Annotated in this window: 16 protein-coding genes and 1 pseudogene; 10 read left to right on the top strand and 7 right to left on the bottom strand. The window is 50.5% G+C overall.

Annotated elements, in window-relative coordinates; translation table 11 throughout:
- The 4 genes from ACTHS3_RS06565 to gloB form a co-directional block, all read left to right on the top strand.
- Window positions 1-719, top strand: a 719-nt coding sequence (locus ACTHS3_RS06565; protein ID WP_440367457.1) for a phosphoribosylformylglycinamidine synthase subunit PurQ, incomplete at its 5' end; no start/stop codon positions are given.
- Window positions 720-844: 125 nt separating this feature from the next.
- Window positions 845-1,663, top strand: a complete 819-nt coding sequence (locus ACTHS3_RS06560; RefSeq protein ID WP_440367455.1) for an HNH endonuclease — start codon at window positions 845-847, stop codon at window positions 1,661-1,663.
- 184 nt (window positions 1,664-1,847) lie between these two features.
- Window positions 1,848-2,933: a hypothetical protein gene (locus ACTHS3_RS06555; protein ID WP_049343597.1), complete on the top strand. Its 1,086-nt coding sequence runs from the start codon at window positions 1,848-1,850 to the stop codon at window positions 2,931-2,933.
- 23 nt (window positions 2,934-2,956) lie between these two features.
- Window positions 2,957-3,706, top strand: a complete 750-nt coding sequence (gene gloB, locus ACTHS3_RS06550) for a hydroxyacylglutathione hydrolase (protein ID WP_049335243.1) — start codon at window positions 2,957-2,959, stop codon at window positions 3,704-3,706.
- A gap of 71 nt (window positions 3,707-3,777) precedes the next feature.
- Here gloB and guaA read toward each other — a convergent pair whose 3' ends face one another.
- From guaA to dut, 3 genes are all read right to left on the bottom strand, one after another.
- A complete protein-coding gene (gene guaA / locus ACTHS3_RS06545; RefSeq protein WP_003686344.1) occupies window positions 3,778-5,343 on the bottom strand; it encodes a glutamine-hydrolyzing GMP synthase in 1,566 nt (521 codons plus the stop codon).
- Window positions 5,344-5,491: 148 nt separating this feature from the next.
- On the bottom strand, window positions 5,492-5,818 hold the full coding sequence (locus ACTHS3_RS06540) for a hypothetical protein (RefSeq protein ID WP_049335244.1): 327 nt from the start codon (window positions 5,816-5,818) through the stop codon (window positions 5,492-5,494).
- Window positions 5,819-6,004: 186 nt separating this feature from the next.
- Complete coding sequence (dut, locus tag ACTHS3_RS06535) at window positions 6,005-6,457, bottom strand: dUTP diphosphatase (RefSeq protein WP_440367452.1); 453 nt, start codon at window positions 6,455-6,457, stop codon at window positions 6,005-6,007.
- Between the two features lie 111 nt (window positions 6,458-6,568).
- On the opposite strand from dut, the gene pdxH reads away from it, so the two are divergent.
- From pdxH to ACTHS3_RS06520, 3 genes are all read left to right on the top strand, one after another.
- A complete protein-coding gene (pdxH, locus tag ACTHS3_RS06530; protein ID WP_036490991.1) occupies window positions 6,569-7,201 on the top strand; it encodes a pyridoxamine 5'-phosphate oxidase in 633 nt (210 codons plus the stop codon).
- A gap of 159 nt (window positions 7,202-7,360) precedes the next feature.
- On the top strand, window positions 7,361-8,419 hold the full coding sequence (locus ACTHS3_RS06525) for a pseudouridine synthase (protein ID WP_003686367.1): 1,059 nt from the start codon (window positions 7,361-7,363) through the stop codon (window positions 8,417-8,419).
- 251 nt (window positions 8,420-8,670) lie between these two features.
- Complete coding sequence (locus tag ACTHS3_RS06520; protein WP_070625569.1) at window positions 8,671-10,263, top strand: vWA domain-containing protein; 1,593 nt, start codon at window positions 8,671-8,673, stop codon at window positions 10,261-10,263.
- 52 nt (window positions 10,264-10,315) lie between these two features.
- Here the strand turns inward: ACTHS3_RS06520 and rlmB are convergent, their stop codons facing one another.
- The 3 genes from rlmB to ACTHS3_RS06505 form a co-directional block, all read right to left on the bottom strand.
- Window positions 10,316-11,065: a 23S rRNA (guanosine(2251)-2'-O)-methyltransferase RlmB gene (gene rlmB / locus ACTHS3_RS06515; protein WP_004520319.1), complete on the bottom strand. Its 750-nt coding sequence runs from the start codon at window positions 11,063-11,065 to the stop codon at window positions 10,316-10,318.
- A 62-nt stretch (window positions 11,066-11,127) separates the two neighbouring features.
- A complete protein-coding gene (locus tag ACTHS3_RS06510) occupies window positions 11,128-11,436 on the bottom strand; it encodes an AzlD family protein (RefSeq protein WP_049335252.1) in 309 nt (102 codons plus the stop codon).
- Window positions 11,433-12,143 (bottom strand): AzlC family ABC transporter permease, encoded by a 711-nt coding sequence (locus ACTHS3_RS06505; RefSeq protein WP_049335254.1) that lies wholly within the window; start codon window positions 12,141-12,143, stop codon window positions 11,433-11,435. The genes ACTHS3_RS06510 and ACTHS3_RS06505 overlap by 4 nt, the downstream gene beginning before the upstream one ends.
- A 102-nt stretch (window positions 12,144-12,245) precedes the next feature.
- Between ACTHS3_RS06505 and ACTHS3_RS06500 the strand changes: the two genes are divergently transcribed.
- The 3 genes and pseudogenes from ACTHS3_RS06500 to ACTHS3_RS06490 all read left to right on the top strand — a co-directional run.
- Window positions 12,246-13,220: a PhoH family protein gene (locus ACTHS3_RS06500; protein ID WP_004520317.1), complete on the top strand. Its 975-nt coding sequence runs from the start codon at window positions 12,246-12,248 to the stop codon at window positions 13,218-13,220.
- A 121-nt stretch (window positions 13,221-13,341) separates the two neighbouring features.
- On the top strand, window positions 13,342-13,509 hold the full coding sequence (locus tag ACTHS3_RS06495) for a hypothetical protein (protein ID WP_249967797.1): 168 nt from the start codon (window positions 13,342-13,344) through the stop codon (window positions 13,507-13,509).
- A pseudogene (locus ACTHS3_RS06490) lies at window positions 13,481-13,711 on the top strand (malate dehydrogenase); the annotation flags it as partial. The gene ACTHS3_RS06495 and the pseudogene ACTHS3_RS06490, both read left to right, overlap by 29 nt.
- 50 nt (window positions 13,712-13,761) lie before the next feature.
- On the opposite strand, the gene ACTHS3_RS06485 reads toward ACTHS3_RS06490, so the two are convergent.
- Window positions 13,762-13,893 (bottom strand): aldehyde dehydrogenase family protein (locus tag ACTHS3_RS06485; RefSeq protein WP_440367458.1); only part of this gene is annotated, 132 nt, incomplete at its 5' end.

The following is a 13,893-nucleotide window of genomic DNA, read 5'->3' as shown; positions in this document are numbered from 1 at the left end:
AAATGGCCGCCGCCTTCACCCGCGCCGGATTCGATGCTTACGACGTGCATATGTCCGACCTGATGGCAGGCCGCGTCAACCTTGCCGACTTCAAAATGCTGGCGGCGTGCGGCGGCTTCAGCTACGGCGACGTACTCGGCGCAGGCGAAGGCTGGGCGAAATCAATTCTGTTCCACCCTGCTCTGCGCGACCAATTTGCCGCCTTCTTTGCCGATCCGAACACGCTGACATTGGGCGTGTGCAACGGCTGTCAAATGGTCAGCAACCTTGCCGAGATTATCCCGGGTACAGAAGCATGGCCTAAATTCAAGCGCAACCTGAGCGAACAGTTTGAAGCGCGCCTGAGCATGGTTCATGTTCCGAAATCCGCATCGCTGATTCTGAATGAAATGCAAGGCTCCAGCCTGCCTGTTGTCGTCAGCCACGGCGAAGGCCGCGCCGACTTCGCGCTTCACGGCGGCAATATCTCCGCCGATTTGGGCATTGCGCTGCAATACGTCGACGGACAAAACCAGGTTACCCAAACCTACCCGCTCAACCCCAACGGCTCGCCGCAAGGCATCGCCGGCGTTACCAACACCGACGGCCGCGTGACCATCATGATGCCGCATCCGGAACGCGTATACCGCGCCGCACAAATGAGCTGGAAACCGGAAGACTGGACGGAACTGTCCGGCTGGTACCGCCTCTTTGCCGGGGCAAGGAAGGCTTTGGGCTAAATCGTGCCCTGATTGACTGATTGGCAAGAAAAGGTCGTCTGAAAACCTCAAATTAAGGTTTTCAGACGACCTTTTTGAAAATAAACAACTTCATAGAAATTATGGAAAACAATTTGGAGAAACTTATGTCTGATATAAAAATTTTTAAAGATATGCCAGATGATGGAGCTTATATTGACTGGCTTAAGAACAACCAAAATGGTTTTGTACTAAACATAAACAAAGGTAAAACCGAACCTATATACCCTATGTTGCACAAAGCTAGTAGTGGTTGTGGCAGCTTTCCAACTGAAAAAATAGGCAAAAATTGGACAACAAAAGGTTCAGATTATTTTAAAGTTTGTTCCAACTCCCGAGAGAGACTCAGAAAATGGAGTTGGAATGAATATGATAGAGAAAATAGATGTAAAACTTGTTTTAAAAAGGAATTAGACGAAGAAAATACAGCTTGGCTAACTGAAGAACCAAATTTTTACACAACTTCTATCCCACACTTAGGAAAAAATATAGCTGAACTCGAAAACCGTTTAGCCTCCGAAACTAGCCCAGAAAAGCAAACCGAACTACAAAGCTTAATAAAAGTCCGCAGAGGGCAAAATCAATTCCGGCAAGACGTATTCAAACTATATCCGAGCTGTCCACTGACAGGTCTAGATATCCAGCCTTTACTCATTGCCAGCCATATTAAACCTTGGAGTGTGTGCAATAATAACGAACGTTTAGATCCCTTCAATGGACTGATGCTCGCACCCAATATTGACGCATTATTCGATAGCGGACTGATTACGTTTGATGCCGACGGTACGATAAAAATCAGTCCGAAAATCGATCTGGAAAATCAAAAGCGGCTTGGAATTTCTCCCGATATGAAATTAAAAATCGAACCTGAAAGCGAAAAATATTTCGAGTATCACCGCAACCATGTTTTCCAAAAAGAAGAATAAATAGTGTTGAACAGTCCGTTGATTTAAGGTTGTCTGAAAACGATTTAGCGAACCTCGCTATATCCGTTTTCAGATGACCTTTTTGCGTCCTTTTGCGTATAAAGACCAAACTCGTCGCCGTCATTCTGTATAATTGCCACTTTTAAACTATAATCGACATATTCAGACGGCCTTTCCTGACATTATGACTCGACAAGCCTTTATCCTCAGCGATTGCGAATTTTCCGAATGCGGCGAAAAGCCTTACGCCCTGTTGACCGCGAATCCGACGAAGGAACACCACTTCATCGCCCAAACCGAGCAGCGGCAGCACGCGCATAATCCGCAGGTCAGCCCTCAGAATCAGAATGTTTACAAGCTGCCTTTGTCCATATTCCATACTGGTGAAAAAACCCGTAGCAAAGAACAAAACCGCAGCGAAGCGATAAGCGTCAACATCATCGGCAACTTGGCGGCGAAAAACCTCTATACGCTGACCTTTGTCGAAGACTCCACCAACCAATATAATCTGGAAAGCTGGTTCAACCGTCATGAAAGCGGCTACGAAGAAGCCTGCAACCACCTGCGCACCCTGCCTGCAGACCGTCTGAAAACAACTACGGCAAATACCGATACCGTCAAAGTACCGGATGCGTTGTGGCGGATATTACGGCTGAAATTCCTCGGTATCCTGCGCAATCCGCACAACCATAAAAACCTGTTTGCCCACCGCCTACATCAAACACTTCGGGCGCGGCTGCCGGAAGTCGGTTTTGAATTTGTCCGCTTGATCAGCAAACGCGACCCCAAGCGCATCGAAGCCATTATACAGGACTACCGTTTCACTTTTCTCGGCTATGTCGATTGGCTGGGCGGACTTTACGGTATGTTGAGCGAAGGCGTGGCACAGCCGTCGTTGTTTGAACGGCTGTTTTGTAATATCTTTGCCAAACCCGAAGCCGTGAAAATCGAATTGTTCCGCTATCCGGAAAACACGGGGCTATGCCTGTTTGGCGACAGCAGTTTCTGCCTGCAAGCCTCGGCCAAGCTATTCAGTGTCGGCGTTAATATCTCGCACGATATGTTTGCCGTCGTCCATCTGCAAACCGACCGTTGGCACGCGTTTAAGAATACCTTTCATCACGACGCGCCCAAACTGCAAGGCCAAGTGCGGATTATCGACAGCGACCAAACCCAAAGATTGCTGTTCAACCGACTGTGCATCCATCAAGCCCATGAAGCCGTGTTCGGCCAAAGCCCGAATATCAAAGATTATTTAGAGGCCGTCTGAAACCCCAAACCAGAAGAAAGCATATGAAAATCACGCCAATTAAAGCCCTAAACGACAACTACATCTGGATGATTCAAGAAGGCAACCATGCTGCCTGCGTCGATCCATCCGATGCCACGCCCGTTTTGAAATTCCTCGTCCACAACCGCCTGATGCTGGCGCAAACATGGATTACCCATCCGCACCCCGACCATACCGGCGGCGCAAAAAGCTTGTTCCATGGCTTTTTAGAATCCCCAATCTATGGCGAAAGCGACATCGACGTGGCGACGCATACCGTCACCGCAGGTACGCAGTTCCCGTTTGGCGAAGGCTTGGTTACCGTTTGGGCAACCCCCGGCCATACCGACCGCCACATCAGCTATCTGTTGGAAAATTCAGACGGCCTGCACGTTTTCTGCGGCGATACCTTGTTTTCCGCCGGTTGCGGCCGCGTATTTACCGGCACAATCGAGCAGCTTTACGACAGCTTCCACCGATTCAACCAGCTGCCCGAAGAAACACTGTTTTATCCAGCGCACGAATACACCGCCTCCAATCTACGCTTTGCCCAGCACATCGAGCCGGACAACATCGACATTCAGACGGCCTTGGCCGCAGCCGAACACACGCCGACACTGCCTGTCAGCCTGGCGCACGAGCGCAAAGTCAATCCGTTTTTCCGCGTACACCTGCCCCAAGTTCAGGCACGCGCCGAAGAATTGAGCGGACGAAAATTAAACAGCGAACTCGAAGTCTTCGCCGCTTTGCGTGAATTGAAAAATCAATTTTAATTGGGCTTAGGTCCCTAATAAATAAGGCCGTCTGAACAATATCTGTTCAGACGGCCTTTATTATTGAGGGATTATTCCCACTCAATCGTGGCAGGCGGTTTGCCGCTGACATCATAAACCACGCGGTTGATGCCTTTGACTTCGTTGATGATGCGGTTGGACACGCGGCCAAGCAGCGAGTAAGGCAGCTCAGCCCAGTGGGCAGTCATAAAGTCGCTGGTAATCACGGCACGCAAGGCTACGACGTAATCGTAAGTACGGCCGTCGCCCATCACGCCGACGGATTTCACAGGCAGGAATACGGCAAATGCTTGGCTGGTCAGGTCGTACCAAGATGTGCCGTTTTCATCGGTAGTATTGCGCAATTCTTGAATAAAAATATCGTCTGCTTGACGGAGCAAGTCAGCATATTCTTTTTTCACTTCGCCCAAGATACGTACGCCCAAACCCGGGCCCGGGAACGGATGACGGTACACCATTTCGCGCGGCAGGCCCAAAGCGACGCCCAGTTCGCGCACTTCGTCTTTGAACAAATCACGCAAAGGCTCAAGCAATTTGAGCTTCATGTTTTCAGGCAGGCCGCCGACGTTGTGGTGGGATTTGATGGCGTGGGCTTTTTTGGTTTTCGCGCCTGCGGATTCGATTACGTCAGGGTAAATCGTACCTTGCGCCAACCATTTGGCGTTAGTGAGTTTTTTCTCTTCAGCGTCAAAGACTTCGATAAATTCCGCACCGATGATTTTGCGTTTTTTCTCCGGATCGGTCACGCCGGCAAGTTTCGCCAAAAATTGCTCTTCGGCATCAACGTGAATCACACGTACGCCCAAGTTGCGGGCAAACATGTCCATTACCATTTTGCCTTCGTTCAAACGCAACAAACCGTGGTCAACAAACACGCAGGTCAGTTGGTCGCCGATAGCGCGGTGAATCAACGCGGCTGCTACGGAAGAATCCACGCCGCCGGACAAACCCAAAATCACTTCGTCGCTGCCGACTTGTTCGCGGATTTTGGCAACGGCTTCTTCGATGTAGTTCGGCATGGTCCAGCTTGGTTGTGCGCCGCAAATATCCAAGACAAAGCGGTTCAACAACGCGCGACCTTGTTTGGTGTGGGTCACTTCAGGGTGAAATTGGATGCCGTAGAATTGTTTCTCAGCGTTTTCCATCATGGCAATCGGGCAAGACGGGGTGTCGCCGATGACAGAGAAGCCGGTAGGCAGTTTGGAAACTTTATCGCCATGGCTCATCCATACGTCGAGCGTATTAGGCGCATCATCTTGAATGCCGCGTGTCAGCTCGCTGTCGATGGTTTTAACTTGTGCATAACCGAATTCGCGTTGGTTGCCCGGGCTAACTTCACCGCCCAAGTGGTGCGCCATAAATTGCATGCCGTAGCAGATGCCCAAAACCGGAATGCCCAAATCAAAAATACCGGTATCGGCTTGATAATCGGATTCGTAAACGGAATTAGGGCCGCCGGAGAGGATGATGCCTTTCGGGTTGAAGGCTTTGATTTCTTCCAAAGGCATGTCGAAAGAATGCAGTTCGCAGTAAACATGGGCTTCGCGCACGCGGCGGGCGATCAGCTGGGTAACTTGCGAGCCGAAGTCGAGAATAAGGATTTTGTCTTGGGTCATGGAGGAAACTTTGCAAAATGTAAGAAAACGGTGCGGCCGATAGGGTAAATTTCAAATTTAAACCACAATAAAAAAGGCCGTCTGAAGCGGCGGATTATACCATTGTTCAGACGGCCTTTATAGGGCAAAACCCAAATCTCTCATCTTTCTATTTTGTGTGTTTCTCAGGAATCATATCGCTGCGCGAGAGCAACAGCAGGCAACCCAACACGACCATGCCGATGGCCAGCAACGGCGAGAGGTAAATCCAGTAGCTCATGTGCAGATAAATGGCTGTACCGATATAAACCAACATCGGGCCGGAAACAATGGACTGTTTGTTGATGCCGTCCATAATCAATACGGCAAAGCCCAAAATAATTAATACACCGGCAATCATTGTCGATGTCGCAGGCAAAATATCCGTAGCGCGTAAAAACCAAATCGCGCCAAAGATAATCAAAAACAAAGGCAGAAAAAGTGAGGGGCGGGACATAACAACGCTCCGTAAAGGTTTCAGACGGCCTGTATTATTGGGTGCGTCGGCCATGCAGGCAAGATATAAAAATGCAATCTTGTGTGTAATTATGCAAAGGTTGGCACAACAAAAAGGCCGTCTGAACCGTGGCAAACCGAAATCAAATATTTCAATTTATCCTGTTTCAGACGGCCTTTTAAATCATCAGGCTTTGCCGGTGCTGCCGAATCCGCCTTCACCGCGCTCGCTGGCGGCAAACTCGTCCACAACCTTAAACGCAGCTTGGACAACCGGCACAATCACCATCTGCGCGATGCGTTCCATCGGCTCGATGGTAAACGCTTCTTTACCACGGTTCCACAAAGAAACCTTCAATTCGCCTTGATAATCCGAGTCAATCAAACCGACCAAATTGCCCAAAACAATACCGTGTTTATGACCCAAGCCGGAACGCGGCAATAAAACGGCTGCATACGCAGGGTTGGCCAAATGCACCGCCAAACCGGTCGGAACGAGATACACATCACCCGGCTGCATTACAACAGCTTCATCCAAGCAGGCACGCAAGTCCAAACCGGCGGAACCGGGCGTTGCATAAGCAGGCAGGGAATCGGCCATTTTCGGATTTAAGATTTTCAGTTCGACTTCGGTTTGCATGACGGGACTCCGTATTGTTCTATATTGGAAAGGGCTACGATTATACACAAATGCCCTTGAGGCCGTCTGAAAAAACGGAGTATGATTCAGTCAGACCTAAGGAGAAAAATCATGGATCTGCACAATATCCGCGAAGATTACAGCAAACGCGAGCTGTCGGAAGCCGAATGCCACGCCGACCCGATTGTCCAATTCGAGCAATGGCTGAACGAAGCGATTCACGCCGAAGTCAACGAGCCGACCGCGGTCAACGTTGCCGCCGTAGGCGAAGACGGCAGGCCTAACAGCCGTATGGTACTACTGAAAGAAGTCAACCCCAAAGGCTTTGTTTTCTTTACCAATTACCACAGCCGCAAAGGCCGCTCCTATACGGCACACCCTTTTGCCGCCATGACTTTTTTCTGGCCGGAACTCGAACGCCAAGTGCGCATTGAAGGACGCATTGAAAAACTCGACGCCGCCGCTTCGGACGAATATTTTGAAAGCCGCCCCTACACCAGCCGTATCGGCGCATGGGCAAGCGATCAAAGCGAAGTGATTTCCAGCAAAGCCGTCTTGGTGGCCAAGGCCGCGGCCGTCGGTGTCAAACATCCCCTGCATGTTCCCCGCCCGCCGCATTGGGGCGGATACCTCGTTATTCCCGACCGCATCGAATTCTGGCAAGGCCGCCCCAGCCGCCTGCACGACCGCATCCAATACCGCCTGGTTGACGGCAACTGGATACGCGAACGCCTTTCGCCATAATTTTCGGATTTTCAAACAAAAATTTACTGGTTGAGTTACAATACAGCCTTTCATCGGCAGGCCGTCTGAATCTGATTTTCAGACGGCCTTTTCCCCCAATCCAACCCCTGCCGCAAATGCCGCAGAAGAACCGCTTTTTCAAGCGAGTTAGGAAAAATCATGTCCAAACAGCCTTCCAGCAAACGCCAATGGCGCGACGGCGTATCATCTACCGCCAAAAAACCTTCCAAACCGGCCAAATCCTTTGCCAATAAAAAACGTCCAGACGACGAGCGCAAAACATCAGGCAAACCTTACGGCCAAAAAGTTTCAGACGGCCCCAAAGCTCAAAATACCGCCCCAAAACAACGTGCCGCCAAAGCCAAAAAACTGGTTGTCCGCAACCCCAACCAAAAAATCATGGAGCACGCCCGCGATTTGAAAGAACGCCGCAGCGACCTTTCACGCTTTGAACCTGAGCGCCTGCAAAAAGTCTTGGCCGCTTCCGGCGTCGGCTCACGTCGCGAAATGGAAGAATGGATCAGCAACGGCTGGGTAACCGTCAACGGCCGCGTAGCCCAACTGGGCGAAAAAGTTACGCCCGATGACCATGTTACTGTCAAAGGCAGCATCATCAAACTCAAATGGGCAGACCGCCTGCCACGCATCATCCTCTACTACAAACAAGAAGGCGAAATCGTTTCCCGCGACGACCCGCAAGGCCGCGTCAGCATTTTCGACCGCCTGCCGCAAGCAGCCAGCAGCCGCTGGGTGGCCATCGGCCGTTTGGACATCAATACCAGCGGCCTCTTGATCCTGACCACTTCAGGCGAACTCGTTCAACGCTTTGCCCACCCCAGCTTTGAAGTCGAACGCGAATACGCCGTACGCGTATTGGGCGAGTTGACCACCGAACAAATGCGCGTCCTGACCGAAGAAGGCGTCATGCTCGAAGACGGCTTGGCTAAAGTAGAACGCATCTACGAACAAGGCGGCGAAGGCGCGAACAAATGGTACAACGTTGTTATCAAAGAAGGCCGCAACCGCGAAGTACGCCGCATTTTTGAAAGCCAAGGACTGACCGTCAGCCGCCTCGTCCGCGTAGGCTTCGGCCCCATCGGCCTGCCAAACCGCCTCAAACGCGGCCAGTTCTACGAACTCAATCCGGCAGAAGTCGCCAACATCATCAAATGGGCGGATATGCTGCTGCCGGGCGAACGTCGACGGAAGAAAAGTTAATGTAAGACAAATCGGGGCTGAGGCCTTTACAAAATCGTCTCAGCCCGACAAAATCTTGCACAAGTCATAAACATAGTGGGTTAAGTTTAAACCAGTACCGCATTGCTCCGCCTTGTCCTGATTTAAACTTAACCCACTATTCACACATTAAAACTCAAAAAAAGTGACTCAGCGCCAGCGTTAACTCTGCCAATACACTGCCATCAACACTTTTAATAATCAGCATGTGATATTTCCCAGGAGCTTAAATCATGCCCCGTTTCTTCCTGAAAACCGTTTCCATACTCACTTTAGCAGCTTTGACAGCGTGTTCCGGCCCACTCGACCGATCAGACTCGTCAACCGAAAATCTTCATGGCGCACCAGGCTCAGCATTGCCTGCTGCTGCCGTTGCTGAAGAAAATCTGTCTCTTGCAGAAAACACTGAACGCTACCAAGAACAACCCGACCAACCGGTCAAATCCGTTGCCCAAGAGCCTGTTTCTACATTCAGCATCGATGTCGATACCGGCAGCTACGCTAACGTCCGCCGATTTCTGAACAATGGAGAACAGCCGCCCAAAGATGCCGTGCGCATTGAGGAAATCATCAATTACTTCCCTTATAACTATCTGCTGCCTACTGACGGCCGTCCATTTGCCGTTCATACCGAAACCATTGATTCTCCATGGCAACCGGAAGCCAAGCTGATCAAAATCGGTATCCAAGCACAAGACACGGCAAAGAAAGATCTGCCGCCTGCCAATCTGGTATTCCTTGTGGACGTATCCGGCAGTATGAATACAGAAAACAAACTTCCGCTGGTTCAAAAAACGCTACGGATCTTGACCCAACAATTACGTCCTCAGGACAAAGTTACCCTGATTACCTATTCATCAGGCGAAGAGCTGGTGCTTCCGCCCACATCAGGTGCTGATAAAGAAACCATCCTGAAGGCCATCGACAAACTGAAAGCAGAAGGCTCGACTTCGGGCGAATCCGCTTTACGCATGGCCTACGAGCAAGCGCAAAAAGCCTTTATACCCAACGGCATCAACCGTATCCTGCTGGCGACCGATGGTGACTTTAACGTTGGTGTATCTGATACCGAAACGCTCAAATCCATGGTTGCCGAAAAACGTAAAACCGGTGTTTCACTCAGCACGCTAGGATTCGGTACGGACAATTACAACGAAGACATGATGGAACAAATTGCCGATGCAGGCGACGGCAATTACAGCTACATCGACAACGAAAAAGAAGCGAAAAAAGTTTTGCAACAACAACTGACTTCCACGCTTGCCACCGTTGCGCAAGATGTCAAAATCCAAGTCGAGTTCAATCCTGCTACTGTCAAAGAATACCGCTTGGTCGGCTACACCAACCGTACCCTGCGCAATGAAGACTTCAACAATGACAAAGTCGATGCGGGCGATATCGGCTCAGGCCACAGCGTGACCGCCATCTATGAAATCATTCCGGCAGGCAAAAACGGCTGGCTGAACGAATCACGCTATCAAAAAGCCCCTGCCGCCAAAGGCAGTAAAAACGAATACGCCTTTGTTAAAGTACGCTACAAACTGCCCGGGGGAAAAGATAGCAAGCTGATGGAACAAGCAATTCCCGTTGGCAGCAAACCGCTGGAGCAAGCCGATAAAGACACCCTGCTCGCCCTTGCAGCAGCTTCCTATGCCCAAGCCCTGCGCGGCGGCGAATACAACGGCAAACTTGGCTGGAGCGACATTGAAAAAATGGTACAGCAAGTCCAAGGTGATGATCCGTTTGAGCTGAAATCGGAATTTCTCCAATTGGTACGCATTGCCGCCGGTAATGAAAAGCAATCAGGCCCTTTGGTTAAAGAATAAACCTGAAAAAGGCCATCTGAAAAACATTCAGACGGCCTTTTAATTACACTTTTTATTTTTCCGATTTCAACACACGTTGACGGCGGGTTTCGCTCAATACCATGCCTGCGCTGACGGAAACGTTCATACTTTCAACTGTGCCAAACATCGGAATCGATACCAGCATATCGCAATGTTCGCGCGTCAGGCGGCGCATGCCTTCGCCTTCGTTGCCCATTACCCAAGCTACGCTGTCGGGCAAGTCGCAGTGGTAAAGGTCGGAGTCGCCGCCCATGTCCGTGCCGACAATCCAAATGCCGTATTCTTTCAATTCACGCAAAGTACGGGCAAGATTGGTTACGGTAATATACGGCACGGTTTCCGCCGCGCCACAGGCAACTTTGCTGACGGTCGCATTCAGGCCGGCACTTTTGTCTTTGGGCGCAATCACGGCATGCACGCCCATCGCATCGGCAGTACGCAGGCACGCGCCGAGGTTGTGCGGATCGGTAATGCCGTCCAATACCAGCAAAAACGGTGGTTCGCTCAGGTTTTCCAACACATCTTCCAAGTGAACATGGTTTTTGGAGGCATCGATAAACCCGACCACGCCCTGATGACGCGCCCCTTTGCTGATGGCATTCAGGCGGTCGGCATCAGCAAAATGCACGCGTACGTTTTCAGAGGCCGCTTTATCCAATACATCGCGGGTGCGCGCATCAGATTTGCCCTCTTGGATATAGAGTTCGGTAATCGATTTCGGGTTTTGCCACAAACGGGCATTGACGGCGTGAAAGCCATAGATGAGTCGTTGGTTTGCCATGTTTTTGCTTTATCAAAAAATTTAGATGGCCATTATAACAAGTAAGGCCGTCTGAAAATTTTTTATTTCATCAAATAACCGAGTATGCCCGAAGTGCCAACGCCGATTAATACCGTCACCAACATCGAAAACCGGCTGGCCACCAATACCGTCAAAGCAATGGCAATCAACTCATGCGGTTTGTCCGACACAAAATAAGGCGCAATTACAGAAATCAACACGCAGCCCGGCGCAGCCTCCATCACCACTTGCGCGCGACGGCTCAACATACGGTTGCGCAATGCAAAAAAGCCGATTAATCGGGTTGAATAAGTAACGGCCAACATGCTTAAAAACAGCAAAAACGATTGCAGCGACAACAAATCCTTCATTTTTGCTCTCCCCACACATACGCCGCCAACAAGCCCGACAACGTCCCGGCCGGAACATACCATGCGCCATCCACGGTCAAATAAGTTGCGCACGCCACAATCAAGCTGACAAACCAAGGGCGTGAAGCCGCAAAGCTCTTCCACATACCGCGCAGCAACACTAAAAACACCGCAGGAAACGCCATGCCGAAGCCCCAAGCCGCCACATCGCCGAACATCGGGCCGACTGCCGCGCCAAACGCCGCAAAACCAATCCACGTTACATACAAAATAAAACACACGCCGGCATAAAACGGCATATTGAATGCAGGCAAACCTGCCGCCTTACGCTTTTGAATTTCAGCAAATGCCATTGCCCAGCTTTCATCACACATAAAAAACAGCGCGGGCATCGCCTTTTTCAGCGGCATATCCCTCATATACGGCGCAATCGCCGCACCCATCAGGATATGGCGCGAATTAATCATAAACGTAACTGTTGCAATCAGCATAATTGGCAAAGGATTTGCCCACAAATTGACTGCGGCAAATTCCGAACCTCCGGCAAAGTTCATGCCCGTCATCAACAGCATTTCCAGCCAGCTCATGCCCTTTTGCCCGCCCTGCATGCCCAAAATCAGCGCCCACGGCAACAAGCCGATCAGCATGGGGGAACATTCTTTGATACCGCGCAGAAATTCCGATTGAGGAGAAGCAGTGTGATTCATTTTGATTGAAACGGTTTATTAAAAAGAAGCGACGTATTATAAAGCAGGCCGTCTGAACAAGGGTATAATACGGAAAAATTAGATTTATTTACGGAAACCAATATGACCCACACCGTCCATCTGCAGTTTGAAGAAATTGACAATACCGTGTTGCAACGCCTGTGCGGCGCGCTCGACAGCAATCTCGAAGCCTTAGGTAAAGCCCTTGATATCCAAATCAGCCGCCGCTTCGAACATTTCACCTTCATGGGCGAACTGGCACACGCCGGCCGCCGTGCCTTGCTGTCGCTTGCCGAAGCCGCAGAAAAAGGCGACTTAGACGACAACGCCATCAGCCTAGCGGCCGTTGAAGCCAAAACCGCAGATGAAAAACACGAAGAGAAACACCACGACCAACAATACTATTTCCGCACCAAACGCGGCAGCATCGGCGGCCGCACCCCGCGCCAAAACGGCTATATCCGCGCCTTGCTCAACCACGATGTCGTGTTCGGCTTAGGCCCTGCCGGTACGGGTAAGACCTATCTTGCCGTTGCCGCCGCCGTCGATGCCATGGAAAAACATCAAATCGAACGCATCGTTTTGGTGCGCCCAGCAGTCGAAGCAGGCGAAAAATTAGGCTTCCTGCCGGGCGATTTGGCGCAAAAAGTCGATCCCTACCTGCGACCGCTTTACGATGCGCTTTACGATTTGATGGGTTTCGACCGTGTAACCAAACTGATGGAAAAAGGTTTGATTGAAATTGCGCCGCTGGCCTATATGCGCGGCCGCACCTTAAATGGCGCGTATGTCATTTTGGACGAAGCGCAAAACACTACGCCCGAACAAATGAAAATGTTCCTGACCCGTATCGGCTTCGGTGCCAAAGCAGTCATTACCGGCGACATCAGCCAAATCGACCTGCCGCGCAACATCAAATCCGGCTTGAAAGATGCACGCGAAAAACTGCGCGATGTAGAAGGCCTGTATTTCCACACCTTCACCAGCGAAGACGTCGTCCGCCATCCTTTGGTGCAAAAAATCGTCGAAGCCTATGAAGCTGCCGAAGAACAAGCCGAAAAGAAAAACGGCGAATAATCTTTTCAAACACTTAAGGCCGTCTGAAAATCAAATTTCAGACGGCCTTACTACATCATTCTCCCCATAATACTGCTATAATCCGAAAATCAAGTAAAACAACGACTTCAAAAGGAAAAATATGACCCTCAAGCCACCCGTCCGAATTGCCGTTACCGGCGCGGCAGGCCAAATCGCCTACGCCACCCTCTTCCGTATCGCCGGCGGCATCATGCTCGGACGCGACCAACCCGTTATCCTACAGCTGCTCGACCTGCCGCAGGCACAACTTGCTCGGCAGCAGTGGTAAATGGATAACCATGGGCGTTCCATCCGACGGCTCTTACGGCATTCCCGAAGGTTTGATTTTCGGCTTCCCCGTCATTTGTGACGAAGGCAGCTACCGCATCGTCCAAGGCTTGGACTTGTCGGATGAATTCAGCCAAAAACGTATCGCCGCTACGCTGGCCGAATTGGAAGAAGAGCGTTCAGCCATCCAGGATCTACTCTAAAACAAAGGCCGTCTGAAAACCAAATTTCAGACGGCCTTTACTGTACAGCCTTATTCCGCCATATCAATACACAAATATTTCAATTCCAAATATTCGTCCACACCATATTTACTGCCTTCACGTCCCAAACCGCTGCGTTTTACGCCGCCAAACGGTGCTACTTCATTACTGATTAAGCCCGT

It is taken from the genome of Neisseria sp. P0009.S007 (assembly GCF_051962515.1).
Note: the sequence above shows the minus strand (reverse complement) of the source record. Positions and strands in the feature narration are given on the sequence as shown.

What these genes read in the sequence shown, in the direction of transcription:
- gloB (WP_049335243.1), top strand. Translation starts at nt 2,957, where the DNA reads ATGAAAATCACGCCAATTAAAGCCCTAAACGACAACTACATCTGGATG.
- ACTHS3_RS06560 (WP_440367455.1), top strand. Translation starts at nt 845, where the DNA reads ATGTCTGATATAAAAATTTTTAAAGATATGCCAGATGATGGAGCTTAT.
- ACTHS3_RS06555 (WP_049343597.1), top strand. Translation starts at nt 1,848, where the DNA reads ATGACTCGACAAGCCTTTATCCTCAGCGATTGCGAATTTTCCGAATGC.
- ACTHS3_RS06500 (WP_004520317.1), top strand. Translation starts at nt 12,246, where the DNA reads ATGACCCACACCGTCCATCTGCAGTTTGAAGAAATTGACAATACCGTG.
- guaA (WP_003686344.1), bottom strand. Translation starts at nt 5,343, where the DNA reads ATGACCCAAGACAAAATCCTTATTCTCGACTTCGGCTCGCAAGTTACC.
- ACTHS3_RS06520 (WP_070625569.1), top strand. Translation starts at nt 8,671, where the DNA reads ATGCCCCGTTTCTTCCTGAAAACCGTTTCCATACTCACTTTAGCAGCT.
- ACTHS3_RS06540 (WP_049335244.1), bottom strand. Translation starts at nt 5,818, where the DNA reads ATGTCCCGCCCCTCACTTTTTCTGCCTTTGTTTTTGATTATCTTTGGC.
- pdxH (WP_036490991.1), top strand. Translation starts at nt 6,569, where the DNA reads ATGGATCTGCACAATATCCGCGAAGATTACAGCAAACGCGAGCTGTCG.
- ACTHS3_RS06510 (WP_049335252.1), bottom strand. Translation starts at nt 11,436, where the DNA reads ATGAAGGATTTGTTGTCGCTGCAATCGTTTTTGCTGTTTTTAAGCATG.
- ACTHS3_RS06505 (WP_049335254.1), bottom strand. Translation starts at nt 12,143, where the DNA reads ATGAATCACACTGCTTCTCCTCAATCGGAATTTCTGCGCGGTATCAAA.
- ACTHS3_RS06525 (WP_003686367.1), top strand. Translation starts at nt 7,361, where the DNA reads ATGTCCAAACAGCCTTCCAGCAAACGCCAATGGCGCGACGGCGTATCA.
- ACTHS3_RS06495 (WP_249967797.1), top strand. Translation starts at nt 13,342, where the DNA reads ATGACCCTCAAGCCACCCGTCCGAATTGCCGTTACCGGCGCGGCAGGC.
- dut (WP_440367452.1), bottom strand. Translation starts at nt 6,457, where the DNA reads ATGCAAACCGAAGTCGAACTGAAAATCTTAAATCCGAAAATGGCCGAT.
- rlmB (WP_004520319.1), bottom strand. Translation starts at nt 11,065, where the DNA reads ATGGCAAACCAACGACTCATCTATGGCTTTCACGCCGTCAATGCCCGT.